The sequence below is a fragment of the Comamonas thiooxydans genome (assembly GCF_002157685.2).
GTDB lineage: Bacteria > Pseudomonadota > Gammaproteobacteria > Burkholderiales > Burkholderiaceae_C > Comamonas > Comamonas testosteroni_H.
Genome location: NZ_AP026738.1, coordinates 4,786,569 through 4,813,432, shown reverse-complemented (window position 1 = coordinate 4,813,432; position 26,864 = coordinate 4,786,569). Strand labels below are relative to the sequence as shown.

21 protein-coding genes and 3 tRNA genes are annotated in these 26,864 nt (G+C 61.7%); 11 read left to right on the top strand and 13 right to left on the bottom strand.

The window, feature by feature from the left end:
• Window positions 1-93 precede the first annotated feature (93 nt).
• The gene (locus tag CTR2_RS22415; RefSeq protein ID WP_140400977.1) at window positions 94-879 is read right to left on the bottom strand and encodes a hypothetical protein; all 786 of its coding nucleotides are present in this window, start codon (window positions 877-879) and stop codon (window positions 94-96) included.
• 920 nt (window positions 880-1,799) lie between these two features.
• Here CTR2_RS22415 and CTR2_RS22410 point away from each other — a divergent pair.
• A tRNA-Arg gene (locus CTR2_RS22410) sits at window positions 1,800-1,876 on the top strand.
• 124 nt (window positions 1,877-2,000) lie between these two features.
• On the opposite strand, the gene CTR2_RS22405 is transcribed toward CTR2_RS22410, so the two are convergent.
• Both CTR2_RS22405 and xsc read right to left on the bottom strand, forming a co-directional pair.
• Window positions 2,001-2,966, bottom strand: a complete 966-nt coding sequence (locus CTR2_RS22405) for a bifunctional enoyl-CoA hydratase/phosphate acetyltransferase (RefSeq protein WP_087080834.1) — start codon at window positions 2,964-2,966, stop codon at window positions 2,001-2,003.
• Between the two features lie 221 nt (window positions 2,967-3,187).
• Window positions 3,188-4,999, bottom strand: coding sequence for a sulfoacetaldehyde acetyltransferase (gene xsc, locus CTR2_RS22400; protein WP_087080835.1), 1,812 nt, complete (start codon window positions 4,997-4,999; stop codon window positions 3,188-3,190).
• Between the two features lie 134 nt (window positions 5,000-5,133).
• Between xsc and CTR2_RS22395 the strand changes: the two genes are divergently transcribed.
• From CTR2_RS22395 to CTR2_RS22385, 3 genes are read left to right on the top strand one after another with little or no spacing between them, the layout of a single operon-like run.
• The gene (locus CTR2_RS22395) at window positions 5,134-5,958 is read left to right on the top strand and encodes an IclR family transcriptional regulator (RefSeq protein ID WP_087080837.1); all 825 of its coding nucleotides are present in this window, start codon (window positions 5,134-5,136) and stop codon (window positions 5,956-5,958) included.
• On the top strand, window positions 5,951-6,934 hold the full coding sequence (locus tag CTR2_RS22390; protein WP_087080839.1) for an AAA family ATPase: 984 nt from the start codon (window positions 5,951-5,953) through the stop codon (window positions 6,932-6,934). Before CTR2_RS22395 ends, CTR2_RS22390 begins: the two co-directional genes overlap by 8 nt.
• A complete protein-coding gene (locus tag CTR2_RS22385; RefSeq protein WP_087080841.1) occupies window positions 6,931-8,631 on the top strand; it encodes a cobaltochelatase CobT-related protein in 1,701 nt (566 codons plus the stop codon). Before CTR2_RS22390 ends, CTR2_RS22385 begins: the two co-directional genes overlap by 4 nt.
• A gap of 147 nt (window positions 8,632-8,778) precedes the next feature.
• Here CTR2_RS22385 and CTR2_RS22380 read toward each other — a convergent pair whose 3' ends face one another.
• From CTR2_RS22380 to CTR2_RS22365, 4 genes are all read right to left on the bottom strand, one after another.
• Window positions 8,779-9,660 (bottom strand): ABC transporter permease subunit, encoded by an 882-nt coding sequence (locus CTR2_RS22380; RefSeq protein ID WP_003062703.1) that lies wholly within the window; start codon window positions 9,658-9,660, stop codon window positions 8,779-8,781.
• Window positions 9,653-10,441 carry a taurine ABC transporter ATP-binding protein gene (locus CTR2_RS22375; protein ID WP_087080844.1) on the bottom strand — a complete coding sequence of 263 codons (789 nt, stop codon included), beginning with the start codon at window positions 10,439-10,441 and terminating at the stop codon, window positions 9,653-9,655. The genes CTR2_RS22380 and CTR2_RS22375 overlap by 8 nt, the downstream gene beginning before the upstream one ends.
• Window positions 10,442-10,507: 66 nt before the next feature.
• Window positions 10,508-11,515 (bottom strand): taurine ABC transporter substrate-binding protein, encoded by a 1,008-nt coding sequence (gene tauA, locus CTR2_RS22370; protein WP_087080846.1) that lies wholly within the window; start codon window positions 11,513-11,515, stop codon window positions 10,508-10,510.
• A gap of 565 nt (window positions 11,516-12,080) precedes the next feature.
• On the bottom strand, window positions 12,081-13,502 hold the full coding sequence (locus CTR2_RS22365; RefSeq protein ID WP_087080847.1) for an NAD(P)/FAD-dependent oxidoreductase: 1,422 nt from the start codon (window positions 13,500-13,502) through the stop codon (window positions 12,081-12,083).
• A 649-nt stretch (window positions 13,503-14,151) separates the two neighbouring features.
• Between CTR2_RS22365 and CTR2_RS22360 the strand changes: the two genes are divergently transcribed.
• A complete protein-coding gene (locus CTR2_RS22360) occupies window positions 14,152-14,550 on the top strand; it encodes a nuclear transport factor 2 family protein (protein WP_087080851.1) in 399 nt (132 codons plus the stop codon).
• 189 nt (window positions 14,551-14,739) lie between these two features.
• Entirely contained in the window at window positions 14,740-16,176 is a 1,437-nt protein-coding gene (locus tag CTR2_RS22355; RefSeq protein ID WP_087080853.1) for an amino acid permease, read from the top strand.
• Window positions 16,177-16,236: 60 nt separating this feature from the next.
• On the opposite strand, the gene pdxR is transcribed toward CTR2_RS22355, so the two are convergent.
• Entirely contained in the window at window positions 16,237-17,754 is a 1,518-nt protein-coding gene (gene pdxR, locus CTR2_RS22350; protein WP_087080855.1) for a MocR-like pyridoxine biosynthesis transcription factor PdxR, read from the bottom strand.
• Window positions 17,755-18,029: 275 nt separating this feature from the next.
• On the opposite strand from pdxR, the gene CTR2_RS22345 reads away from it, so the two are divergent.
• From CTR2_RS22345 to greB, 3 genes are all read left to right on the top strand, one after another.
• Window positions 18,030-18,106, top strand: a tRNA-Arg gene (locus tag CTR2_RS22345).
• Window positions 18,107-18,254: 148 nt separating this feature from the next.
• Window positions 18,255-18,331, top strand: a tRNA-Arg gene (locus tag CTR2_RS22340).
• A 101-nt stretch (window positions 18,332-18,432) separates the two neighbouring features.
• A complete protein-coding gene (greB, locus tag CTR2_RS22335) occupies window positions 18,433-18,999 on the top strand; it encodes a transcription elongation factor GreB (protein ID WP_087084465.1) in 567 nt (188 codons plus the stop codon).
• 132 nt (window positions 19,000-19,131) lie between these two features.
• On the opposite strand, the gene CTR2_RS22330 is transcribed toward greB, so the two are convergent.
• The 5 genes from CTR2_RS22330 to CTR2_RS22310 all read right to left on the bottom strand — a co-directional run bounded on the left by CTR2_RS22330 (window position 19,132) and on the right by CTR2_RS22310 (window position 24,753).
• The gene (locus tag CTR2_RS22330; protein ID WP_087080857.1) at window positions 19,132-20,466 is read right to left on the bottom strand and encodes a lytic murein transglycosylase; all 1,335 of its coding nucleotides are present in this window, start codon (window positions 20,464-20,466) and stop codon (window positions 19,132-19,134) included.
• A 120-nt stretch (window positions 20,467-20,586) separates the two neighbouring features.
• On the bottom strand, window positions 20,587-22,842 hold the full coding sequence (locus tag CTR2_RS22325) for a RelA/SpoT family protein (protein ID WP_087080859.1): 2,256 nt from the start codon (window positions 22,840-22,842) through the stop codon (window positions 20,587-20,589).
• A gap of 104 nt (window positions 22,843-22,946) precedes the next feature.
• Window positions 22,947-23,150 carry a DNA-directed RNA polymerase subunit omega gene (gene rpoZ / locus CTR2_RS22320; RefSeq protein ID WP_003052081.1) on the bottom strand — a complete coding sequence of 68 codons (204 nt, stop codon included), beginning with the start codon at window positions 23,148-23,150 and terminating at the stop codon, window positions 22,947-22,949.
• A gap of 18 nt (window positions 23,151-23,168) precedes the next feature.
• A complete protein-coding gene (gene gmk / locus CTR2_RS22315; RefSeq protein WP_087084466.1) occupies window positions 23,169-23,798 on the bottom strand; it encodes a guanylate kinase in 630 nt (209 codons plus the stop codon).
• A 61-nt stretch (window positions 23,799-23,859) separates the two neighbouring features.
• Window positions 23,860-24,753: a YicC/YloC family endoribonuclease gene (locus CTR2_RS22310; RefSeq protein WP_310224462.1), complete on the bottom strand. Its 894-nt coding sequence runs from the start codon at window positions 24,751-24,753 to the stop codon at window positions 23,860-23,862.
• A gap of 89 nt (window positions 24,754-24,842) precedes the next feature.
• Between CTR2_RS22310 and CTR2_RS22305 the strand changes: the two genes are divergently transcribed.
• The gene (locus CTR2_RS22305) at window positions 24,843-25,874 is read left to right on the top strand and encodes a serine/threonine protein kinase (protein ID WP_034358139.1); all 1,032 of its coding nucleotides are present in this window, start codon (window positions 24,843-24,845) and stop codon (window positions 25,872-25,874) included.
• The gene (locus CTR2_RS22300) at window positions 25,871-26,776 is read left to right on the top strand and encodes a PP2C family protein-serine/threonine phosphatase (RefSeq protein ID WP_087080863.1); all 906 of its coding nucleotides are present in this window, start codon (window positions 25,871-25,873) and stop codon (window positions 26,774-26,776) included. Before CTR2_RS22305 ends, CTR2_RS22300 begins: the two co-directional genes overlap by 4 nt.
• The last annotated feature ends 88 nt before the right edge of the window (window positions 26,777-26,864 follow it).

The window sequence follows — 26,864 nt, the reverse complement described above, 5'->3', positions numbered from 1 at the left end:
CGACCAGCAGGCTAGTAAGTCGTAACCGGCACAGGGTCAGTTCAACCGGAGTACGCATTATCGAACTGGCCTGCTGCCCCCTATGCTTCAGAGCTACAAAGAAACCTCCTTAAGCATCAGAGTATCTTGATCGAGCACTGAGACTTTGATGTGCTTCTCAAGAATGCGTGCATCAAGTGCACGTACAGGCGCAGACCAACCCGAATTGGGTCCGTGCGTAAGCTTCTTTTTTAACCGCTTGCCGATAGTCTTAGCTCCTTCTATAGTCACAACGAAGTGCATACAGTCGATGCGTGTGAGTTCATCGCTGAACATTGCACGTAAACACGCTATGACTTTTGAGAGATCTTTGTCGCTGCGCCAAGAGTTTTCTACTTCGATCCACGTCAGCTGCTCGCTTCCTGCGATCAGATCAGGAATTTTTTGCAGCTCTTGCCCGTCCAAGCGATATGTGAAGCTTGGCAGCGGACAGTCGCCTGTTCGGACTTGTAGTTCTGTAAAAATTTCATCAGAAGGCCAAGCGACATACACGCTATTGGATGCGGTCCGGTGATCGTGAGCATGCCTTAAGTAATCACGCGCATGCACCTTTCCGGCAACTAGCGGCATACCGTGTTCGCGCGCAACGTTAGCACCAGCGGCCGTCAATGCATAGAGTAGCTCGTAGTTCACTCTGTTGATCCCATTGCCGTCTCGTTTTGCAACGATCCAGCGTCGAGCCAAAAGCCAGCGCAGTGTTCTTCCGATCATCTTTCGCGTTGATAGATCGCAGCGTCCACAGACGCCCTTTGCAAGCTGTCGGGTGCTTGCGTAGCCCATGACAGAAAGCAGCTGAACTACATGTCGTCGGTATGCTGCGCCAAGTTTTCGTTTGTCCATTTCACCGCTCCCTAAAGCTGATACTTTGTATAGCTCCCGGGGCGGAAACATGAATTTTGCGCAGCCTCCCTTTGTTCCAAAATGAGCCTGCAATCAAGCTACTTGTTTTTGCAATCCTGTCGGACGACAGGGCTAGGCTGGACTAACTCTAACGTCGGACAACACGCCTACCCTATTTGTATACATGCACGTTACCCTGGGTTCATACACAAGTTGCAAAGCAGCGCAAACAGCCAGCGTCACTCTAAAGAGTGCCGTTGAAATCAGGGCTTTGCCCTGATTGGCCAACGTACCGGGCTTCACGGCCTGGACGGCCTACCCGGTACTCATCGTCTATGGCCGATGTGTCCTGCGGTCTCGCTGCGCTCGGGCAAACGCCTTCTCCGTGCGCTTACAGCACACCGCATTTCGCACCGGCTACGCCGGGGGCTTATTGCTCTCCGAACGCATTTGCCCGAGCGCGTCGGGACCGGGGCTGTACGCCCCCGGATCTAGGCAGCGCGGCTGGGGCCGCTCTCGGCTAGAGCCTCGTGCCTAGCCCGGCTCCCCCTGGTGCACGTCCCGCCCTGGGGGGCAGGACGCTGCTACGGGCGCCGGCCCTACGCAGCCGTTCCGGTGCTCTGCATGCCCTAGGGGGCCTGCACGTAGCGTCCACCGATCCTCGGCGTCCTTGCTCCTTACCAGCATCCGGCCCCTGTCGCTCAAAGGTCGTTGTGCACATCTCATGATGGATGACAACTGCCTTGAGTCCGCCATCAAAGACACATGTTTGGTTGGTTACTTGCGCACTGACGAAGGCACGAAGATGCGGAAAATTTTCTACACAGAGCTTCTACACACAAGCATTTCATTTGAGCCCTAAGGTTTTGATATACAATATCGGAATCGAGAGGGTACCGAATCCCACCCTCTCCGCCAATGCGGCTGTAGCTCAGCTGGATAGAGTACTTGGCTACGAACCAAGGGGTCGTGGGTTCGATTCCTGCCAGCCGCACCAAACGTTAAGCCTCAGAGTAGAAATACTCTGAGGCTTTTTCGTTTCTGGCGTCTGCGGGAGATATGCGTTTGGCAGAAAGGCCCGGCCATGGTGGTGTCCGGCCAGGCCTTGATCGGGTCTTGCGCTATGCCTGCATTCCTGCGCTGGCCAGCACGGCCAGGGCGCAGGAAGCGATGCGGCTGGCCACCGAGTCGGAGCGACTGGTCAGCACGATGGGTACGCGCATGCCCAGCACCAGGCCCGCGCATTCGGCGTTGGCCATATAGACCAGCTGCTTGTAGATCATGTTGCCGGCTTCCAGATTGGGGGCCAGCAAGATATCGGGGCGACCGGCGACATCGGAGACTATGCCCTTGTTGTGCGCCGAATGCAGGGAGATAGCGTTGTCGTAAGCCAGCGGACCGTCAAAAATGCCGCCCGTGATCTGGCCGCGGTCGGCCATCTTGCACAGGGCTGCCGCATCGATGGTGCCGGGAATGGCCGGGTTGACGGTCTCTACCGCCGACAGCAGGGCCACGCGGGGCTGGACTATGCCGATGGCATGGGCCAGATCGACCGCGTTCTGGGCGATATCGCGCTTTTCCATCAAACTGGGGAAGATGTTGACCACGCAGTCGGTCATCAGCAGCGGGCGGTCGTAGCCCGGGATGTCCATGATGAATACATGGCTGGCCCGGCGGCTGCCGCGCAGACCGGCTTCGCGCGCCACGGCCGCGCCCAGCAGGTCGTCGCTGTGCAGGCTGCCCTTCATCAGGGCCCGGGCCTGGCCATCGCGGCACAGGGCTGCGGCTTGGGCCGCAGCGACGCGAGAGTCGTCCGCCGTGGCGTGGATCTCGGCGGCAGACACGTCGAGACCCGCAGAGCGGGCTGCGGCTTCGATACGCTGGCGCGGCCCTACCAGCAGGGGCCTGATCAGACCGGCTTCCGCCGCCTGCATGGCTGCCTGCACAGAGCCTGCGTCACAGGGATAGGCCACGGCCACAGGAATCGGGCCGCGGGCCCGGGCCTGGTCGATCAATTGCTGGAGATGGGGGCGGGGCGTGGCGGGCGCATCGTCGGCGGCCACGGCAAGTGAGAGTGGGGGAGTCATGAAAGCTCCTGCGGGAAGTACAGGGCCCGGCGCGAACAACGCAGGGGTCTGGGAGTCGGCTTTCGAGGGCCTTGCGCTTTACCCAGGCGCATGAAGCCGGCGCGGCCCAACACAGGGACACCGAGGAAGGGCCGCCCCGCACCGAGGGTGTCGTCCCCCTCCCCTGCGTAGCGGGTAGAGAGGGGGAGGGCGCGCAGCGCCTCAGGGGGTGTCAGACGGCGTCAGACAAAGTCCTTGTACTTGTCCAGCATGCGCACGGGCTTGGACAAGGCGTCGCGGCGGAAGGGATCGCCGAGCTCGCGCGTGCACATGATCTCGATCACGCAGGTCTTGCCTTCCTTCATCTGCATGTCGATGGCTTTTTGCAGTGCCGGGCCTACGTCCTCGATGTGGTCCACCACGATGCCTTCGGCGCCCATGGCCTTGGCGATGTCGGAGAAGCTTTCGCTCTCCAGCTCGCCCGCCACGAAACGGCGGTTGTAGAAGTCCACCTGGTTCTTCTTTTCCGCGCCCCACTGGCGGTTGTGGAACACCACGGCGGTCACGGGGATGTCGTGGCGCACGGCGGTCATGATTTCCATCATGCTCATGCCCCAGGCACCGTCACCTGCATAGGCGATGGCCGGGCGATCGGGTGCTGCGCACTTGGCGCCGATGATGGTGGGAAGGGCATAGCCGCAGTTGCCGAAGCTCATGGGAGCGAAGAAGCTGCGTGGCTCGTCGAAGCGCAGATAGCTGTTGGCCACCGAGTTGATATTGCCGATGTCGGTGGACACCATGACGCGCGCCGGCATGGCTTTTTCGAGTTCTCGCAGTACCTGGCGGGGATGCAGATAGCTGCCACCGGTAGGCGTGCGTTCGCCCTTGGCCTCTTCGATCATGTCCAGGCTGTAGGGGTCGCGCTCGTGGGTCCAGCCGTCGAGCTCTTTCTCCCAGGCGGCCTTCTCCGTGGCGATGGTGTCGGCGCGCGCAGCCTTGGTGGCATCGCAGCCCAGCGTCACATCGGCCAGGCGCCTGCTCAGCTCGGCCGCGACGGCCTTGGCGTCGCCGTTGATGCCTACGGCGATCTTCTTGACCAGGCCCAGATTGGTGTGATCGGCCTCGATCTGGATGATCTTGGCGGTCTTGGGCCAGTAGTCCATGCCATGCTGGGGCAGGGTGCCGAAGGGACCCATGCGCGAGCCCAGCGCAATCACGACGTCGGCCTGGGCGATCAGCTTCATGGCAGCCTTGGAGCCCTGGTAGCCCAGAGGGCCGGCCCACAGCGGGTGCTTGGCGGGGAAGGCGTCGTTGCGCAGATAGCCGGTGGCCACGGGCGCACCCAGGCGCTCGGCCAGCTGCCTGGCTTCCTCCACGGCATCGCCCATGACCACGCCGCCGCCGGCCAGGATCACCGGGAACTTGGCAGTCTTGAGCAGCTCCACGGCGGCCTGCAGGCTGGCTTCGCCGCCATGGCCGCGGTCCACGCGCATGGGCTTGGGGATCTCGCACTCGATCTCGCCGTAGAAGTAGTCACGCGGAATATTGAGCTGGGTCGGGCCCATCTCGGAGATGGCGCGGTCGAAGACGCGACCCGTGAACTCGGCCATGCGTTTGGGGTTGCAGACATGGCCCTGGTATTTGGTGAATTCCTGGAACATGGGCAGCTGATTGGCTTCCTGGAAGCCGCCCAGGCCCATGCCCATGGTGCCGGTCTCGGGAGTCACGATCACCACCGGGCTGTGCGCCCAGTAGGCCGCGGCAATCCCGGTCACGCAGTTGCTGATGCCGGGGCCGTTCTGGCCGATCACCACGCCGTGGCGACCCGAGACGCGGGCATAGCCGTCGGCCATGTGGGCCGCACCTTGCTCATGCACCACCGGGATCAGGCGAATGCCCGCAGGGGCGAAGATGTCCATGGCATCCATGAAGGCGGAACCCATGATGCCGAACATCTCGCTGACGCCATTGGCGACGCAGGTTTCCACGAATGCTTCCGAAGGGGTCATCTTGTGAACGCCTTCAACCACTTTACGATTGTCCGTTGCAGCCATCTCTGTCTCCTTGAAAATTTGAAACCCATGGTTCCGAAAAAAGAAATAACGATGTCAGTCTATGGCATTTTTTTGTTTTCGTGCAAATAAATTTCTTTTTATGGAATAAATTGACTCGAAAAATGGAAATTAATATGATCGACAACGATATGAAGCACAGCGAAGACACCCCCTCGGCTCGCCTGGACGGAGACACGCCCAATCTGCGTTTGTTTGCGCTGCTGGAAGCCGTGGCGCAGAAGAGCCAGCCCTTCACCTTGCAAACCATGGTGGAAGAGACAGGGCTGCCCAAGCCGACCATGCATCGCATGCTTGCGCAGCTGGAAAGCGCCGGAATCCTGCAAAGAGATGGCAACGGCCGCCACTACGGCACAGGCCAGCGGCTGATGCGGCTGGCGGAGAACGTGCTGCTCAACAACACCACGCATGGCGCGCGCCACGCAGTGCTGACCCAGCTGGTGCACGAGCTCGGCGAGAGCTGCAACATCACGGCTTTTTCGGGCAGCGAGGTCCTGTATCTGGACCGTGTGGAGACGCCGGCCCCGCTGCGCTTTTATCTGCATCCGGGCTCGCGCGTGCCCGCGCACTGTTCGGCCACGGGCAAGCTGTTCCTGAGCCAGATGTCGCCTGCCCAGCGCCGCCGGCTGCTGGCCAATGTGCCGCTGGAAGCGTTCACCGGCAACACGCTGACGACCTTCGAGGCACTTGACCAGGAGCTCGATCAGGTGAGGGCGCAGGGCTATGCCTTCGACAACGAGGAGTTTCTGCCCGGGCTGCTGTGCCTTGGTGTGCTGGTGCCCGCGCCCCATGGCAACTCCAATATGGGGCTTGCCGTGCAGGCGCCCATCATGCGTTTTTCCAAGGAGAAGGCCTTGTCCTTTCTTCCCAAGCTGCAGGCGGCCGTCGCGGCGATCGCCCGCATTAACGACGACGTTCCACCGGAAGCCGATGATGACTGACCTGAGCCTGCTGCAGCCCACCCGCACCGTCAGCGTGCGCGATGTATTTGGCATCGATACGGACATGAGCGTGCCGGCTTTTGCCGAGCCGAGCGAGCATGTTCCCGCCATTGACAAGGCCTACCGCCTGAATCCGCAGGTGACGCAAGCCATCCTGGCGGGCTTCTCGCACAACCGGCGCGTCGTCATTCAGGGTCTGCACGGCACGGGCAAATCCACGCATATCGAGCAGGTGGCGGCGAGGCTGAACTGGCCTTGCGTGCGCGTGAATCTGGACGGTCATATCAGCCGCCTGGATCTGGTGGGCAAGGACAGCATCGTGCTGCAGGAAGGCAAGCAGGTGACCCAGTTCCAGGAAGGCATCCTGCCCTGGGCGCTGCAGCGGCCCGTGGCCATGGTGTTTGACGAGTACGATGCCGGACGCCCCGACGTGATGTTCGTCATCCAGCGGGTTCTGGAGCGTGAGGGCAGCTTTACCCTGCTCGATCAGAAGCGGGTGATCCAGCCGCATCCCTGCTTTCGGCTGTTTGCCACCATGAACACCCTGGGCCAGGGCAATCTCAACGGGCTCTATCACGGCACCCAGCAGCTCAACCATGCCCAGCTCGATCGCTGGAATCTGGTCACCAGCCTGAACTATCTGCCTCCGGCCGAGGAAGCGGCCATTGTGCTGGCGCGCGTGCCCGACCTGGCCACGGCCGACGGGCGCCGCAAGGTGGACGCCATGGTGGCGCTGGCCGGGCTGACACGCAAGGGCTTTGCGGTGGGCGATCTGTCCTTGCTGATGTCTCCGCGCACGGTGATCAGCTGGGCCGAGAACATCGCCATCTTCCACGACCTGAAGCTGGCCTTCGAGCTGTCCTTCCTCAACAAATGCGAGCCTGCCGAGCGCGCCATCGTGAGCGAATATTTCCAGCGCTGCTTCGCCCAGGAGCTGGCGCCGCCCGCGGAATCTGCACTGGCGTTGCTGGCATGAGCGCCGGGACCTCCGGCCCTGCCTCGTTGTCCCGCATGGAGGCCTGGGGCGGCGCCATGCTGCGCACTATCGCCGGCGACGCCAGCCTGCAATGGAGCGGCCAGACGCTGTACCGAGGCACCACGCCCATACCCCAGGCGGCGGCCCACCATAGCCAGGTCCCGGTGCAGCAGACGGATCAGCGCGGCCTGCTTGACAGCATGGGGCTGTGTCTGCATTGGAGCGACCAGGCCCTGTTCCAGACTCACCTGCCCCAGGACCCGGTGGAGCGCATGGTGTTCGAGCTGCTGGAGCAGTTGCGAGTGGAGAGCCTGGTTCCCGAGGCCTGGCCCGGAGCGCGCGAGAACATGCGTCAGCGCTTTGTGAACTGGTGCCAGGCCTTCATGGATTCCGGCCTCACGGAAAGCAGTCTGGGAATTTTGCTGTTTACGGTGGCCATCACGGCCTGGAGCCGGTTGACCGGGCATGAGATACCGGAGCGCATGGCCGATCTGGTGGAGTCCACGCGAATGTCCATGGCTTGCCCGCTGGGCCGGCACTGGGATGGGCTGCGGCGCTTCAGAGACCGGCAGCAGCAGTTTGTCGAGCCTGCCCTGGCCGTCAGCCGCTGGGTCGGCATGGCGGTGCGTGCGGCGCAGGAGGATGCACCGCGCGGTGCCGGCGGCCCCAGGCGGCGCAGCAGTTTTGCCCTGCCTCTGCATTTTGAGTCCCAGAGTCAGGACGGCATGCCCGTGGCTCAAAGCGGCGACAGTCGGGCCTGGGCCGGCACCGCGCAAAGCTACCGGGTGTTCACGCGCGAGTTCGATAGGGAAGTGCAGGCCGCTGAGCTGATCCGCGCGCTGCAGCTGGCCCAGTTCCGGGAGCAGATGGACGAGGAGCTGGCGCGCTCGGGATTGCTGCAGGCCGGGCGGCTGGCGCGCTATCTGCAGCAGCGCCTGGCCAGCACGCAGCGCAATGGCTGGAACTTCGGGCTGGAGGAAGGCCATCTGGACGGCAGCCGCCTGTCCCAGCTGGTGACGGACCCGCAGCAGCACGCGATCTTCAAGGACGAAATGCAGCGTCCCGTCAACGAGACCGCCGTCACGATTCTCATGGACTGCTCGGGTTCCATGAAAACCTTTGCCAAGCCCCTGTCGCTGTTGCTCGACGTGCTGGGGCGAGCGCTGGAGATGGCCGGTGCCAGCGTGGAGATACTGGGTTTTTCCACGCAGGCCTGGAATGGCGGCAGAACGCGCCGTCGCTGGCAGCGCGCCGGCCAGCCCCAGTTTCCGGGGCGTCTCAACGAGCGTCTGCACATTGTCTTCAAGGACGGGGCCAAGCCCTGGCGTCACGCCCGGCAGGGCATTGCGGCACTGCGCAAGCCCGACATCTTTCGGGAAGGCATGGACGGCGAGGCCGTGGAATGGGCGTGCCAGAGGCTGCGCGCAAAGACCGCGCAGCGTCGCATCCTGCTCGTGGTCTCCGATGGCTGCCCCATGGACACGGCGACTCATCAGGCCAATGACGAGCATTATCTGGATCAGCATCTGCGGCAGGTTCTTGCCGCCCAGGAACGCATGGGAGGTGTGAAGGTCTGCGCCCTGGGCGTCGGGCTGGACCTGGGGGTCTTCTACCGTCAAAGGCTTGCCGTCGATCTGCAGCACGACATCGACGAGGCCTTGCTGTTTTCGGTGGCCGAGATGCTGTGCCGGCGATGACCGGGATGCAAGGTGCGACAGGTATCGCACAAGGCCGAGCAAGCTCAGGCGACAAGCCGAAAAAACGGAGAACAGAAAAGCGGGAAGGCGCAATGCCTGCCCGCTGTCTGCTTGCCGGAGCCACCTCCGCCGGGGAAGCGGCCGGACTTACATGCGTCCCTTCCATGGAACCAGGCGCTTTTCGACCCAGCGCATGAACAGGTCGAATACATAGGCGATCACACCGATGACGATGATGCCCATGATCACGATGTCGGTGCGCAGGAAGTTCGAGGCGTTGAGCACCATCTGACCCAGACCCACGTTCGCCGCCACCATTTCGGCGGCAACCAGAGTCGTCCAGCCAAAGCCGATGGCAATGCGCATGCCCACCAGAATGTCGGGCAGGGCCGCCGGGAGAATCACATGGCGGATCACCTGGAAGTAGCTTGCTCCCATCGAATAGGCGGCATTGATCTGCTCCTGTGCTGCGCTGCGCATGCCAGAGCGGGCTGCCAGGGCCAGGGGGGCAAAGCAGCTCAGGAAGATCAGCAGAATCTTCGGCGTTTCATCGATGCCGAACCAGATGATGATCAGCGGCAGATAGGCCAGTGGCGGCAGGGGGCGGTAGAACTCGATGGGGGGGTCGAAGATGCCGCGTGCAAAGCGTGACATTCCCATCGCAATGCCCAGCGGAACCGCAATCATGAAGGCCAGCCAGAATGCCACGGTCACACGCAGCAGACTTGCGGAAAAATGCTGCCACAGCGGCTTGTCGTTGGCCTGCCCGGTCAGGTATTCATAGAACTGCTGGAACACCGCCTGCGGGCTGGGCAGGAACAAGGGCTTGATCCAGCCGAGATTGGTGGCGGCGAACCACAGTGCCAGCAACAGGGCCACGGTGACGATGCTGATGCCGAGGCTGGAGCCTTCGCCGGGGGTCTTGAAGCGACTGGTCTTCACCGGTCCTGACGCCTGCGGGGCAGTGGTCTTGGGCTGCACGCGCGCTGTCGTGGCGGGCAGATGGTTGATTTGGACTGCTTCAGACATTGGCAGGCTCCCGGTGGTGAATCAGACTCAGAACTTCTTCGCGCATCCTGATGAAGTCGGGGCGCGACTTGACGGCACGTGCATCGCCGGTGCGCAGAAACTCATGGCAGAACGGCATCTCGTCGTAGACATGGGAGATGCGGCCCGGGCTGGGGCTCATGACGATCAGCCGGCTGGCGAGAAACAGCGCCTCCTCCACCGAATGGGTGATGAAGAACACCATCTTGTGGGTTGCATGCCATACGCGCAGCAGGATTTCCTGAACCTGCTCGCGCGTGAAGGCGTCCAGCGCACCCATGGGTTCGTCCATCAGCAGCAGTGCGGGGTCGTTGGCCAGCGCGCGGGCAATGCCGACCCGCTGCTGCATGCCGCCCGAGAGCTCGTAAACGGCACGCCTGGCGTAGTCCTGCAAGCCGACGAGGCCCAGTTTCTCTTCGGCGATTTGCGTGCGCTGCTTCAGGTCCATGCCGCGCATGCGCAGTCCCAGTGCGACGTTGTCGATCACATTGAGCCATGGCATCAGCGCATGCTTCTGAAACACCACACCTTGGTTGGCTCCGGGGCCCTGAATGGGTTTGCCGTCCAGCAGGATCTGGCCGCTGGAGGGCGCGAGAAAACCTGCCATGCAGTTGAGCAGCGTGGTCTTGCCGCAGCCGGATGCCCCCAGAGCGACTACGAAGTCGCCTTCATGCATGATCAGGTTGACAGGCGCCAGGGCCTGCAAGTGTCCGCCCTTGACCTCGTAATTGACGGTCAGGTCGCGTATATCCAGAGTCGGCATGACATTGCCCTCCTATGTGAAACAAAGCGGGGAGCCACGACGGGGTTGGCCGTCGTGGGCGGGCAGTCAGCGGCCGAGAGCCTGCTTGACATAGCTGCTGGTCACGTACGCGGCGTAGTCGGGCCTGACCTCCTGGATTCGTCCCTGCGACTTCAGAAACGTTGCGGTATTGGTCATGGCCTTGGCCGCACCGCCTTCCAGCCATTGCGCGCCGAGCTGCTCCTCGGCGCTGGGAAAACGGTACAGCGCCATGGCTGCGGGCACGTCCTTGGGGTCGGCCTTGCTCCATTTGGCAATCGCCTTGATCTCGGGCGAATCGGGAGTCCACTTGGCCAGGTTGTCGCGCACCTGGGCGCTGGCCCGATTCAGGGCCTTGATGAAAGCCACCATGAACTGGGGATTTTCCTGGGCAAACTTGCTGCTCACGGCAATGCCCTCGAAGGTGGGATAGCCCATCTGAGCAATGGAGCCGGAGGTGGCAATCACCTTGCCCTTTTGCTTGACCTTGGCCAGTACCGGATCCCAGACAAAGGTGGCATCGATATCGCCGCGTTCCCAGGCCGCGGCAATCTCTGGCGGGCGCATATTCATGATGTTGACCTTGCGCGCATCAACGCCCTCCTTGCCCAGGGCCGCGACCAGTTGGTAGTGCGCGGTGGAGACGAACGGCACGCCTATGCGCTTGCCTTCCATGTTCTTGAAATTGCTGATGCCGCCGCCATCGCGTGCCACCAGGGCTTCGGCACCGGCGATGTCCGCAGAGATCCAGAGCAGCTTGATGTCCTGCCCCTGGCTGGCGGCAGCGGTCAGCGGGCTGGAGCCCACCTCTCCCATCTGCACGTCGCCCGAGGCCATCGCCCGTATCACGTCGCCGCCGCCCGAGAACATGCGCCAGTTGATCTTGTAGCCCGTCTCCTTTTCCACCTCGCCCGATTCCATGACCAGGCGCAGAGGCACCAGCATGTCCTGGTTGGCGAAGGTCACGGTTTTCTGCTGCGCCAGGGCGAAGCCGGTCATGGCCAGTGCGGCTGTTGCGGCACCCGCTTTCAGCATCCATCGTTTTTGCATTTTCATTGCCAATTTCTCCATGGTTAGAGCGATATCGGTTGAAGACTTAGACCAGAGAACCCTTGCTGTGCTCACTCTTGCTGACTTGCTTTTCCATTCCCGCTTCTGGCTGAACCGGTAGAAAGCCGCATCGCGAGGCTCAAAGAGCTTTCTCAGCGGATCGTAGTGAGCAACCTTGCGCAGCCAGTAGGGCCAGTTGATGTGAATCGTTAGGTCCAGTCGCGTACGGCCCCGGATGGTGCGCGCAGCATGGGTTGGCGTGCACCGCGACCGTGCATTGCAAAGCCTTGCATGGCGCGGCTTGCGCGGGATATCTCGGTCCTGGTGAAGGGCGTTTTTGCGGCGTCTGCATGGGCTTAGGTGGTTTCACTGATCGCAGACAGACACGGGAGGATTGGGCTGTCCGAGAGGCATGAATGCTTGCGCAATATGCGTGCCAGAGAGGCGGTTTTTCCTGTGGCCGGGGCGCCGGGGTGTGTGCTGCACCGCATCCGTAGATCGAATGAAAAAGAGCACCTTCCTGGCGGAAGGTGCTCTTCGTTGCGCGAAGCCCGAACGGCGGCTGGCAGGGTCAGTTCTTCTCGTCGTTCATGTGATACCAGTGGTAGAGAAAGCGCTGGCCCATGCGGCGAAATGGTGCAAATACCTCCGAACGCACCATATTGAACACATTCGGATATTCGAGCGATGAGTTGTAGATTGGCAACTCGAAGGCCTTGAGGTTCTGGCCTGCGATGCGCTGGGCCATGCGACGGCCTGCATGCGCAGAGAACGACACGCCGTTGCCGCCATAGCCGACCGCATAGAAGACGCTTTCCCTTGGATCGGGCTGGGTGATGCGCGGCATCATGTCGTGACTTACATCGACCCATCCCCACCAGGAGTAGTCCACCTGGATTCCCTTGAGGGCCGGGAACTTGTGGTGCAAGCCCTCGACCAGCTTGGCCATATGGACCGGATTGGGCGCATCGGCGCCGGTGATGGCGCTGCGGCTGCCGATCTGCACGCGGTTGTCGGGCAGCTTGCGGTAGTAAAAGCGCAGCGTACGGGTGTCGGTGATGACTTGCGTGGTCTTGAAATTGGTGGCGGCCAGCTCTTCTTCCGTCAAGGGCCTGGTGACCAGCGAGTTCGAGAGAATCGGCATGATCTTGGAGCGCAGACTGCGGTGAAGGCCGTTGCTGGTATAGCCGCCGGTGGCAAAGCCGACGGCGCGTGCCTTGACCGTGCCGCCAGGTGTCTGGAGGTAATGCACGCCGTTGCGTGTCTCCATGCCCAGCACCGGACTGGCGGGATGCACCTTCACTCCCAGCTCGCGGGCCTTGCGCAGATAGCCGAATGCCAGCTTGAGCGGATGCACGCCAATGCCGTCGGGCTCATGCATCGCGCCACGGCAGTCGGCGTCATCGACATAGTCGCGGCGTACAGCGTCGACGCTGAGTACGCGGGCGTCGTAGCCGAAGACTTCGCGCATGACGCGGGTCTCGTTGCGCAGAAAATCCATTTTTCTGTCGCGGTGGGCAATATACAAATGCCCTCCCGGTTGCGGCTCGCATTCTGGAAACTCCGCAACCAGTTTTTTGAACGTGTCGAATCCTTCGCGGATTTCTGCATCCAGCTTCAGGGCTGTGTCCTTGCCCCAGCGCTCTATCCACTGCGAGCGATAGAGGCGGCCGCTGGCATTCTGGCCCTGGCCGCCGTTGCGGCTGGTGCAGCCCCAGGCGCTCTGGTTGGCCTCGAGAACCACGGCGCGAATGCCGTGTTCGCGGGCCAGAAACAGCGCAGTGGACAGGCCCGTGAAGCCCGAGCCCACGATGACCACATCGGCTTCCATGTCGCCGCAGACCGGACCATCATCCTCGGGTGGCCGGCCCGCCGTCCCTACCCAGTAGGTCGGAGCGTAGCCGGCACCGTGTCCGGGGCTTCTTGCAACCAGGGGGTCGTACTGCGGGTCGTATGGATTCAGATGGCTGGGGCGGATGTCCTCGGCTTTCATGGCGGTCGTCTCCTGGTGTGGCTGCGTTTGAAGCGGCGCTCTATTGCTATGGAATTGATGGACGCAAAGTCAATGCAGATGCACTGCTTGCGGTGTCCAGAGCAGCATAGCCAGCCCCCTGTGTCGCTGGTTAGGGCCACGGCACAGGTTTTGATGGAGCCAGCGCGCAAGCCTGGCCATCCGAATCTCCGGATTGCCTCAGACGGGCTGCGGCGAGTCTCTTGCAAACCGGGTGACCCGCCGAGTCGTGCTCGCCGGGCGTGGCCGTGAACTTTCCCTGTGCCTGTGGCAGCGATGACCGTATTGAGCGAGTTGGTGTTCTCCTATCGTTTTCACCTAAATGAAGCGGCAGAAGAGGCATTTGTCGGCGGGCTTCGGTCTGCATCCGCAAGAGCTGCGGCAGAGCGTCGCGCTCAGAGGAGAAACGGACTTTCTCAAGGCATTTTTCGGTGCACGCCGACGTCATCTCGCGGGGGACCAGTGCCCTGCGCGGAAAGGCCTTGGACTTAACGATAGCCGGCAACTGGCCCTACGGAATGGAGCCAGTGCTACCTACCATGAGTCATCGGAATTTCAGGCATTTTTCGATAGAAAGGGGTCGCTTTTGCAATGGCCGACCCCCATGACATGACAGCAATCTGGAGAGCATATGAACAAGCAAGAATCCCAACCCGATGTCCAGTTTCTGGCGCGTTTCTCCGACGCGTGGAATCGGCATGACATTGACGCATTGATGGACTTCATGGCTGACGAATGCGAGTTTCACGCCGTTGCCGGCCCTGATCTGATGGGTCGCAGCTTCGTGGGTCGTGAAGCCGTGCGTGAGGGCTTTCAGCTGGCCTGGCAGGCATTCCCCGATGCGGCCTGGGTGGATGGAGAGCATTTTGTCCAGGGAGCGCGCGGAGTTTCGGAGAGCACCTTCAAGGGCACCAAGGCCGACGGCCTGCGTGTAGAGGCACGCATGGTCGATGTGTTCACCTTCCGCGACGGCAAGATCGCCGTCAAGAACGCCTACCGCAAGGATCGTCCACCCGTAGCGCTTTCCTGACACGAGCCTGGTTTGCGTGCGCGCATCCTTGTCTCGCGGCAAGGGGTGCTGCACGCATGGCTTCGCGCAACAATTTTCAAGCAGATAACTGAACGACCACGGCAACGGCCTGCATGAGCAGCAAGGCACAACCAGATACATAAAGTCGTGGCGACCGGCATTTCCAGGCCGGCAAGACAGGAGACAAAAATGATTGGAAATCCGCATTCGTCGCCGGACGGGCTGTCGCACAGTCTCAAGCAGCGGCACATGACCATGATTGCCCTGGGCGGCGTCATCGGTGCCGGGCTCTTCGTAGGCAGTGGCGTGGTCATCAAGTCGGCCGGACCGGCGGCCGTCATCTCTTTTCTGATCACCGGCCTGCTGGTGGTGCTGGTCATGCGCATGCTGGGCGAGATGGCCTGCTCCATGACAGGTGGCTCGTTTTACGAGTACGCCCGGGAAGCCTGGCGCGACCGGCCAGCCGTGGGCCAGCTGGCGGGGTTTCTCACGGGCTGGATGTACTGGTATTTCTGGGTCATCGTCGTGGCGATCGAAGCGGTGGCAGGGGCCGAGCTGGTGCGCTACTGGCTGCCCGACGTTCCCGCCTGGAGCATCAGCCTGGTCCTGCTGATCATGATGACGCTGACCAATCTGGTCTCGGTCAAATCCTTTGGCGAGTGCGAGTTCTGGCTGGCGTCCGTGAAGGTGGCCGCCATCGTGGTGTTTCTGTTCATCGCCGGCGTCTATGTGCTGGGCCTGACACCGGGCGGCAGCGGAATGCATGTCGCCAACCTGAGCCAGAACGGCGGTTTCATGCCCAACGGCATTGTTCCAGTGCTCACGGGCGCCGTGGCCGCGACCGGCTTCTATTTCGGCGCGGAGATCGTGACGATTGCGGCCGCCGAAACCGCGGAGCCCCAGAAGGCCGTGGCCAAGGCCACGAATTCGGTCATCCTGCGCGTGCTGGTGTTCTATGTGGGATCGGTGCTGCTGGTGGCCTGCCTGGTGCCATGGAACTCCAGCGGCATGTCCACGCCCTATGTCAGCGCTCTCGATGCCATGGGTGTGCCGGCCGCTGCCCAGATCATGAATGCCGTGGTGCTGACCGCCGTGCTGTCGGCGCTCAACTCCGGGCTCTATGCCTCTTCGCGCATGCTGTTTGCGCTGACGCGACGCGGCGATGCGCCCAAGGTGCTGGCCCAGGTCAGCCGCAACGGCGTGCCCGTGTACGCGATTCTGGTGGCCACCTTGTTCGGCTACGGCGCCATCGTCATGTCCTATCTGTCTCCCGACAAGGTGTTCGCCTTTCTCGTGAACTCCTACGGAACGGTTGCCATCTTTGTCTATATCCTGATTGCAATCTCCCAGCTGCGCCTGCGCTATCGATTGGAGAACGAGGCTCCGCATCTGCTCAAGGTGCGCATGTGGTGCTTTCCTTATCTGACCTGGCTGGCGATTGCGGGCATGCTGTCCATCGTGGTGGCCATGGGCTTCATTCCCGAACAGCGCACTCCGCTGGCCCTGGGTGTGGCCAGTCTGTGCATCTTGCTGATTGCCTATCGCGTGCGCCAGGCGTTGCGACGCGGAATCAGTCCCGATGGCCTGATCGACGAGCTGGCTCCGCCCAAGCTGCGCAAGAATTGATGAGACCAAAAAAGACAAAAAGCCCCGGACCCTGAGTCCGGGGCTTTTTGTTTTGCGCCTCTACATGCAGTGCATGGCTTCTGCCAGGGCCTTGATGCCCTGGGCGATTTGTCCCGCGGGAATGGATTGATAGCCCAGGCGTATGAAGTTGCCCGTGTTGCGAGGGGAGGTGAAGAACACATCGCCGGGCTCGATCAGCACCCCATGCTCGGCGGCCTGGCGTGCCAGTGCCTGCGCGGGCACATGGTCGGGCAGTTGCACCCAGCACGAGCCGCCACCGCGTACCGGCGTGATGCGGCATTGGGGCAGGTAGCGAGCCATGGCTGCCGTCAGCTCGGCATGACGCTCTTTCTGGGCCTGGCCGAGGCGGCGCAGCTGGGCCTCGTAGTGGCCCAGCGAGATGAACATGGCCAATGTGCGCTGGATGAAGGTGGACGGATGGCGGATCATCAGGCGGCGCAGGGCACGCAGTTCCTTGATCAGCTCGGGCGGGGCCACGATATAGCCCACGCGAAGGCCGGGTGCCAGGCTCTTGGAGAGGCTGCCGATATAGATCACGCGGTTGTTGCGATCCAGGCTCTTGAGTGCCGGGATGGGTTGTTCATCGAAGCTGCTTTCGCTTTCGTAGTCGTCCTCGATGATGATGAGGTCATGCTTCTGTGCGGCTTCGAGCAAGGCTTCGCGACGCTCCAGCGGCATGGTGACGCCGGTGGGGCACTGATGGCTGGGCGTGACGTAGAGGTACTCGAGCTTGCGCATGGCACTGACGATAGGCAGTCCATCGCCATCCACGCCAATGGGGATGACCTGCGAGGTGCGGCTGCTGAAGATATTGCGCGCATCGGGGTAGCAGGGGTTTTCGATGCCGATGGATGTGCCCTCGCGCATCAGCAGATCGGCCACCATGTACAGCGCATGCTGGGCGCCGACCGTGATGATGATTTCGTCGGGTGACGCCCAGACGCCGCGGCGTGGCAGGATCTTGGTCTGCACCTGCTGGATGAGGCTGTCGTCGTCGCGGGTGATGTGATCGGGCGCCCACATGCGGATGTCCACCACGCCCAGGGACTTGAGGCAGCATTCGCGCCAGGCGGCCGTGGGAAACAGCTCCTTGTCGAACTGGCCGTAGAGAAACGGATAGGGGAACCGCTGCCAGTCATCTTCCTTCACGATGCTGCGCTGCAGGCTGGGGCGTAGCCACAGGCGGCGTGACCAGTCCGTGTGCGCCTCGGCGTCCGTGCTCCTGCCCGGCGTGCGTTCGGCCGTGCGGCCCTGCAGCACATCGGGGTGGATGAAATGGCCTTTTCTCTCGCGGCTCAGCAAGAAGGCCTCTTCGGTCAGCTGCTGGTAGGCCATGACCACGGTGATGCGACCCACGCCCAGCAGCTTGGCCAGTTCTCGGCTTGAGGGGATAGCGTCGCCGGGCGCGAGAATGCCGCTGAGGATGGCATCGACCAGCATTTCGCGAATCTGGCCCTGAAGGCTCAGAGAGGGCCTGGCGCTGCGGCGAAACAGCTGCTCCCACATGGCCACGGATGGAGGAATGGAAGGCGAGGCCGGTTGTCTGTCTGTCGTCATTGATGGTTCTGAATGCACTGCCGCAGCGTGCGGCGGCCTGGAGCGACCGGTTGCCCTGACGCGCGAGGCCTGGCTTTTTGGGGCCATGAACACGGCATCGCAGAGGTCGACAGCAGCTTGCTGGCGGACCGGTTTCAGCGCTCAAGATTAGCGCATATGCATGTGCTTGGAATCAGGCTTTTCATGTGGTCGCAGGCTTGAAGCAGCGCGCGGGATCTGAAATTCCTGGAGACCTTTTCCGCAGGCTCAAAAATCTGTATATAATTTGAGGCTTAGCGGCTGTAGCTCAGCTGGATAGAGTACTTGGCTACGAACCAAGGGGTCGTGGGTTCGATTCCTGCCAGCCGCACCAAACGACAAGCCTCAGAACTGAAAAGTTCTGAGGCTTTTTCGTTTTTGCCTTGCCTGTTTCAGCAGGCCTGACGAGGCTGGAACGCTTTTGAAGAAAAATCCGGGTTTTCACCGAGTGGCTCAAAAATCTGTATATAATTCGAGGCTTAGCGGCTGTAGCTCAGCTGGATAGAGTACTTGGCTACGAACCAAGGGGTCGTGGGTTCGATTCCTGCCAGCCGCACCAAACGACAAGCCTCAGAACTGAAAGGTTCTGAGGCTTTTTCGTTTTCGGGCTTTGACGAGTCCTGGCCTGCTCAGGCCCGGAACTGTGTGAAGATCGGTCTCATGAGCAAGGCTTTCACCAAAGAATCGGATGGCGACGACGATGACGACGTCGGCGCTCTGCCGCCACTGCCCGCCGGCGGCAAGAACTACATCACGCCACAGGGCTACCAGCGCATCAAGGACGAGCTGCTGGATCTGATCGACAACGAGCGCCCCAAGATCGTGGAGATCGTGCATTGGGCGGCCAGCAACGGCGACCGCTCCGAGAACGGTGACTATCTCTACGGCAAGAAGCGTCTGCGCGAGATCGACCGCCGCATTCGCTTTCTCACCAAGAGACTGGAAATCGCCGAGGTGGTCGACCCTGCCGTGCACTCAGGCAGCGATCAGGTCTTTTTTGGCGCCACGGTCAGCTACGTGGATGACGAGGGCGTGGAGCGCACCATCACCATCATGGGCATTGACGAGGCGGACAGTGCGCAGAACCAGGTCAGCTGGATTGCCCCGGTCTCGCGTGCACTGCTCAAGGCGCGCGTGGGCGACGAGGTGGCCTTGCCCACGCCGGCCGGGGTGCGCATGCTGGAGATTCTGGACGTCAGCTATCCTCAGCCTGCGACGCGCTCCTGAGTTCACGAGCTGTAAAAAAGCGCGGCTTCCGATGTGGAAGCCGCGCTTTTATTTTGTGAGCTGTACTTGCCTGATTTTCAATGATTTCAGGTGGTTTTAATATTGAAATTGTTGATCAACAAGCGCTGAAAGCTATTGTTTTTGAGGCTGATTGCCAGTCTGCAGGCGTTGCAGCAGCTCCAGCGTGGGGTAGCCGTCTGCCGCCAGACCCTGGCTCTGCTGGTACTGACGAAGCCCGGCACGGGTGGCCGGCCCCATCACGCCGTCGGCCGCTCCGGTGGCAAAGCCGCGCTGGCTGAGTGCGGTCTGCAGCGCCTTGGTCTGCTCACGCGTGAGTGCGCCGAGATCGCGCGGCCATTCGGCGCTGACACCGCCATTGCCTGCCAGCTGCGAGGCGAGCAGGCTCACGGCCAGTGCATAGTTGGTGGAGTTGTTGTAGCGCAGGATGGCGCGGAAGTTGCTGCCCACCATGAAGGCCGGACCACGGGCTCCGGCCGGTGCAATGATGCTGGCTCCGGCCATCGCAGGCAAAGCCTGACCGTTCATGCTTTGCACGCCTTCTGCAGCCCAGGCATTGCTGTTCTGGCGTGTGGAAAGCTCGGTGCGCGCGTAATCGAAATTGGCTGGCAGGCGCACTTCCACACCCCAGGGCTCGCCGGGGTTCCAGCCCGAGCTTGCAAGATAGTTGGCCGTGGAAGCGGCCACATCGGCCATGGAGCCCCAGATGTCGCGGCGGCCGTCTCCATCGGCATCGACTGCATATTGCAGGAAGACCGAGGGCAGAAACTGGGTGTTGCCCATGGCACCGGCCCACGAGCTGATCATATGCGCGGCGTCGATATCGCCGTTGTCGATGATGCGCAGCGCGGCAATGAGCTCCTTCTGCGCCCATTCGGCACGGCGGCCGTCGAAGGCGAGAGTGGCCAGCGCATCCACGGCCGAGAAGCTGCCGAAGTTGCTGCCGTAATTGCTCTCCATGCCCCAGATGGCTGCAATCACGGGCGCCGGCACGCCATATCGCTGGCTGGCCGCCTGCAGACTGGCTGCGTGTTCCTGCATCTTGAGCTTGCCGGTCTTGATGCGCTGTGCGGAGACGGCGCTATCCAGATACTGCCAGGGCGTGCGCGTGAACTCGGGCTGTGAGCGGTCGAGCCTGACGATGCTGGGCTGGAGTCTGGCACCGGCCAATGCGCTGCGCAGAGTGCGCTCCGAAATACCTGCTGCGCGTGCGCGTGGGGCAAATTCCTGCTTCCAGTGTGCGAAGTTGCTGGCCTGTATGGGACTTTCCATCGCTGCTTCGTCAGTGCCTTGCTCTGCTTTGGCGGGCTGTGCCGGCTCGGACACCGCCGCTGCTGGAGGCTCGGACCGGGTGGCGCAGCCTGCGAGCAGGGCTGCTGCGATGGCGGTGATCAGCAGCGGCTGACGGACATTCAGAAGCGAAGGTGCGGTTTGGAGCATGAATGCCATTGTCGCTTGCTGCCGTGGCCTGGGGACTGTTGCATGGCGGGATAGCGCCCGCAGAATGCAACAAAATCTTTCGCCCATGAAAAAGGCCGCCCGAGGCGGCCTTTTGGAGCATGGGAGAGGTCAGGCCATGACGCGGCTGGCGCGAATGACCGAGTGCAGGCGGCGCAGATTGCGCAGCGCATTCTCCAGCTGAACGCTGTTCTGCACGGAGATGACAAAGCGCAGGTCGGTGGTGCCGATCGCGGCTTCATCGGTCATCTCGACGCGCACGATATCGGCTTCGGCATTCGATAGCTCGGCCGCCACACGGGCCAGCACGCCCTTGTTGTTTTGCACCGTGACCACGATGCCTGCCTCGAACAGGCGCGTGATGTCGTCGGACCAGTCCACGGTGATGAAACGGTCGGCATCCTTTTCACGCAGCTTGATGGCATTGTTGCAATGGGCGTGGTGCACGACTAGGCCCTGACCGCCCAGGTAGCCCAGAATCGGGTCGCCAGGCACGGGGCGGCAGCAGTGCGAGTAATAGACCGAGCTGCTCTCGTCGCCGTTGAGCGTGACCGCACCCTGGAAGGGGCGGTTGTGCGTATTGAAGCGCTCCTGCGTGATGAGCAGGGCATCCGGGCGCACCCCCTGCTTGGTCATGAAGGCGGTCATGCGCGCCGCCACCAGCGAGGCGATGCGGCGGCCCATGCCGATATCGACCATGAGGTCTGCGGGCGTGCGGTTGCCCGTGATGCGCAAGATCTCGTCCCAGACGTTCTTGTTGGCATCGTCCTGCGCCGGTACGCTGTCAATGCCTTCGGCACGCAGAGCCTGGGCCAGCAGCGTTTCTCCAAGCTGACCGGCTTCGGTCTGGGCCGCATTCTTGAGGTAGGAGCGAATCTTGGAGCGCGCGCGTCCGGTTTTTACAAAGCTCAGCCAGGCCGGATTGGGCGTGGAGGTTTCGGAGGTGATGATCTGCACCACATCGCCGCTCTTGAGTTCGGTGCGCAGCGGCACTTCTTCGTCATTGATCTTGGCCGCTGTGGTGCGATGCCCGATCTTGCTGTGGATGGCGTAGGCAAAGTCCACCACCGTGGCACCGCGCGGCATGGCCATGATCTCGCTCTTGGGCGTGAACACGTACACGGCATCGGGAAAGAGATCGACCTTGACGTGATCCCAGAACTCCGCTGCGTCGCGGGTCTCGTTCTGGATATCGAGCAGGGACTGCAGCCACTGGGTGGACAGATGCTCGGAGTCATGACCTTGCTGCGCCTTGTACAGCCAGTGGGCCGCGACGCCGGCCTCGGCCACGATGTTCATCTCTTCCGTTCGAATCTGGAATTCGATGCTGACACTGGAGGGACCGACCAGCGTGGTGTGCAGCGACTGGTAGCCATTGCTCTTGGCAATGGCGATGTAGTCCTTGAAGCGGCCCGGCATGGGCTTGTACTTCTGGTGCAGCACGCCCAGGGCGGTGTAGCAGTCCAGCGTCTTGGGGACGATGATGCGAAAGCCGTAGATGTCGGTGACCTTGGCAAAGCTCAGCTGGTTCTTCTGCATGCGCTGGTACAGCGAATACAGCGTGCTCTCGCGGCCCAGCAGGCGCACCGACAGGCTGTGCGTGGCAAAAGCGGTGCTGACTTCATCCTGCACACGATGGACCAGATCACGGCGGCGTGTACGCGAGCGACCGATGGCTTTTTCCAGTGTGGCATAGCGCCAGGGGTGCAGATGCTTGAACGACAGGTCCTGCAGCTCGCGATAGGTCTGGTTCAGACCCAGCCGATGAGCGATGGGTGCGTAAATTTCCAGCGTTTCGGATGAAATACGGCCCCACTTGCTGCGCGGCATGTCGCTCATGGTGCGCATATTGTGGGTGCGGTCGGCCAGCTTGATCAGGATGACGCGCACATCGCGCGCCATGGCCAGCAGCATCTTGCGAAAGGATTCGGCCTGGTTTTCCTCGCGGGTGTTGAACTGCAGCTTGTCCAGCTTGGTCAGCCCGTCCACCAGTTCGGCCACATCCTCGCCAAAGCGTTCCTTCAGGTCCAGCTTGGTGATGCCGCAATCCTCCATGGAGTCATGCAGCAGGGCCGCCATCAGGGCGGGGGCATCGAGCTTCCAGTTGGCGCAGATTCCCGTGACCGCGATGGGGTGGGTGATATAGGGGTCTCCACTGCTGCGCCACTGATCGGTATGTGCTTGATCTGCGTAGATATACGCTTGGCGCACGCGCTCGGCGCTGTCGGCATCCAGATAGCCGAGATGCTCCATCAAGCCCTCAAAAGCAGCAGCCGACACACGTGCAGCCTGATCAGCGGGCATGCGCTGAGGCTTGGCCGGTGCCGGAGAGGAAGGAGCAATCGTCGAGTTCTGGGCCGCTGTCATATTCCTTAAATGTAGCCTGCAAGTATGGAGTGCAAGCTGCTAGGCACAAAAAAGCACCGACGAGCGGTGCTTAATTGTCTATTTTGGTGCTGCGATGCAACAGCTCAACCCGGCACCTTCTTCAGCATTTCCAGGCCTACCTTGCCGTCTGCGATTTCACGCAGGGCGGTGACGCTGGCCTTATTCTTGGTTTCAATCTTGGGGGTATGGCCTTGATTGAGCATGCGGGCGCGATAAGTCGCGGCCAAAACGAGCTGGAAGCGGTTGGGGATCTGCTCCAGGCTATCTTCAACAGTAATGCGTGCCATCAGGAACTCCGGGAACGGTCAGTTGGATTCAGGGATATTGAGCGACTCGAAGGTGTCGGCGCGAAGGCGCCGCTGGGCCGCATATTTGAGGCGTTGCGCGTGAATGATCGCCTTGAGATCAAAGAGCGCACTCTCAAACAGTTCGTTGATTATAACGAAGTCGAATTTTGCGACCTGCGCCATTTCCTCTTCGGCGTTCTTCAGGCGCAACTCGATGACTTCGGGAGCGTCCTCGCCACGATTTTCCAGGCGGGCGCGCAGCTCGTCCCAGCTGGGCGGCAGGATGAAGATCAGCACGGCATTGGGAAAGGCCTGCTTGACCTGCAGGGCACCCTGGTAGTCGATCTCGAGCAGCACATCGGTGCCGCTCTGGATGCGCTCTTCCAGAGACCTCTTGGCCGTGCCGTAGCGGCGGCTGTGCACATTGGCCCATTCGACGAAGCCGTTGTTGGCGACCATGGCGTCGAATTCGGCATCCGAGACGAAGTAGTACTCGCGGCCGTGTTTTTCCTGGCCGCGCGGTGCGCGCGTGGTGTGAGAGACGGAGGGGTAGACGCGTGCGTCGAATTCACGCAGGGCGCGTACCAGGGAAGATTTGCCGGCACCGCTGGGTGCCGACACGACAAATAGATTTCCGGGATGGTCCATGACTTTGGGCATGACTTTGGGCATGAATCGAGCGTACGGGGTCGGTACGCCCAGGGCTTGCTTACTCGATGTTCTGCACTTGTTCGCGCATTTGCTCGATCAGCACCTTCATGTCGACGCTGATGCGGGTCAGCTCCAGCGTGGCTGATTTGGAGCCGAGGGTGTTGGCTTCACGGTGCAATTCCTGGATCAGGAAGTCCAGACGCTTGCCGATGTCGCCACCCTTTTTGAGCAGACGCTCGATTTCGTCGAGGTGAGAGCCCAGGCGCGTGACTTCTTCAGCCACGTCGATGCGGATGGCAAAGGCCGTGGCTTCGGCCAGGGCGCGGTCCTGGGCGGCCTCGGGTGCAACCGAGCCTTCGCCGAGGGCCATGGCCTCCTTCCAGCGCTCCAGGAATTTCTGGCGCTGCTGCTCAACCAACTGCGGCACCAGCGGCACTGCGGTCTTGGCCAGTTCGCGCAGTTGCTTGATGCGGTCGAGCAGCATGTCGGCCAGGCGCTCGCCCTCGCGGGCGCGGGCGGCGAGCAGCTCGGTGATGGCCTGTTCGGCCAGGGCCGGAGCGATCTCGCTCCAGTCCGTGGTGGCGGAGGCGGTGCCGCTGCACAGGCGCAGCACATCGGCCACGGACAGGTCGCGTGCCTTGGGCAGCCAGGCCTGAACCGAGTCCTGCAGGGTCACCAGGCGTTGCAGCTGGGTGGCTGAGGGAAGGGGCAGGGATTGGTTGCTGGAGACGTCGATGGCGGCTCGTACTTCCACCTTGCCGCGCTTGAGGCGCGCGGTGAGCAAGGTGCGCAGGGCCGGTTCAAGGGCGCGCAGTTCGTCGGGAAGGCGGAAGGACAAATCCAGAAAGCGGCTATTGACCGCGCGGATCTCAAGGCCCAGACGGCTGTTGGACTGGGACTCTTGACCACCCTCAACGGATGCGCTGTGCTGGGCACTGGCGTATCCGGTCATGCTGTAAACTGGCATTGGACTTTTGATGGATGCTTGCAATTTCCCGATTATCCGGGTTTCGAATCATCCTTGAGGTTTACCGGTAAAAAATGTCTACAAAAACCAAGCCAGCACCCCTACCGTCGGGCAGCACAATAGGTGGATACCGGGTGGTGCGCAGGATTTCCTCGGGGGGGTTCGGGATTGTCTACCTGGCTCTGGACGCCGATGGCCAGCAGGTCGCGATCAAGGAGTACCTGCCGGCTTCGCTTGCCACCCGGGCGCCTGCCGAATTGCAGCCCATGGTGGCGCCAGAAAAGTTGTCCCTCTATCGCCTCGGGCTCAAGAGCTTTTTCGAGGAAGGGCGCTCGCTGGCGCAGATTTCGCATGCCTCCGTGGTGAGCGTGCTGAATTTCTTTCGCGAAAACGAAACCGTCTACATGGTGATGAACTACCTGGAAGGGGCGACCCTGCAGGAGTTCATCGTCACGGCGCGCGAGCTCAAGGCCGACAAGGTGTTCAGGGAGTCGACCATCCGCTCTCTGTTTGACGAGGTGCTGCGCGGCCTGCGCATCGTGCATCAGCACAAGATGCTGCATCTGGACATCAAGCCCGCCAATATCTTCATCACCAATGACGACAAGGCCGTGCTGATCGATTTCGGCGCCGCGCGCGAAGTGCTGTCCAAGGAGGGCAACTTCATTCGTCCCATGTACACGCCAGGCTTTGCTGCCCCGGAGATGTACCGGCGCGATTCCCAGCTGGGTCCCTGGACCGATATTTACGCCATTGGCGCCTGCATCTATGCCTGCATGCAGGGCATACCGCCCAATGAAGCTCCGCAGCGTCAGGACAAGGACCGACTGGCCCTTGCCTTGAACAAGCTGCGCGGCGTGTATTCGGACAATCTGATCGAGGTGGTGGAGTGGTGCATGGCCATGGATCCGCTCTCGCGCCCGCAGTCGGTGTTTGCTCTGCAAAAAGAGCTGAGCCGCGAAGGCGAGCGTCGCTATACCAAGCTCAGCATGCAGGAACGCATGCGCATGCAGTTTGACAACATGGTGCATGACGCCAGGAAGAATCTTCAGAAACTCGGCGGCTCCGAACGTGGAGCGGTGACCGACAGCAATCGCAAACCATGAAATTTTCCGTCTTCCAGCTCAGCCGCCGCGGAGGCCGTGCCCTCAACGAAGACCGCATGGGCTACTGCTATACGCGAGAGGCGGCATTGTTCGTGCTGGCGGACGGCATGGGCGGGCATCCGGACGGCGAAGTGGCCGCACAGATAGCATTGCAGGTGGTTTCCACGCTTTTTCAGCAAAAGGCCAAGCCCATGCTGGAAGAGCCTGCGCTGTTTCTGGAAGAGGCGCTGCTGCAGGCCCATCGCCAGATCCTGCGTTATGCCAGCACCAAGGGCATGATGGACACGCCGCGCACCACGCTGGTGGCGGCGGTGCTGCAGGACGGCAAGGTGACCTGGATTCATTGCGGCGACTCGCGCCTGTACTGGGTGCGCGAGGGGCAGCTTGTGGAGCGCACGCGCGACCACTCGTACACCGAGATGCGCAAGGTCTCGGCCGTGCTCGCGCAGGCCAACCGCAATGTGCTGTTCACCTGCCTGGGGTCGCCCTCCAAACCCATCTTCGATGTGAGCGAGACCAGGCGGCTGGAGGAGGGCGATCAGCTGATGTTGTGCTCGGACGGCCTCTGGGGGGCGGTCCCGACACCGGAAATTCTCCAGATCATGAACGGCAAGGCCGTGGCCCACTTTGTGCCCATGCTGGTCGATACGGCACTCAAGCGCGCCGGGGACGGCAGCGACAATGTCACCGTGCTGGCACTGGTATGGGAAACACCGAATAATTTCGAGCCGTCTTCCATTTCCACGCAGGAGATCGAGGATCAGGGCTTCGAGTCCACGATACAGGTGGGGCCGATCGAAGACTGCGAGGATGAGCTCGATGACGAGGCCATCGAGCGATCGATTGCCGAAATCAACGAGGCCATACGCCGCTCGGCACAGCGCCAGAAAGCCAAGACCTGAATCGGGTTGCAGGCCGCAGCAGGCCTGGGCTTGAAACTACTGAATCAATAGCTGATTGCGCAAGCGCCATAAGCGCTTCCATGGATTT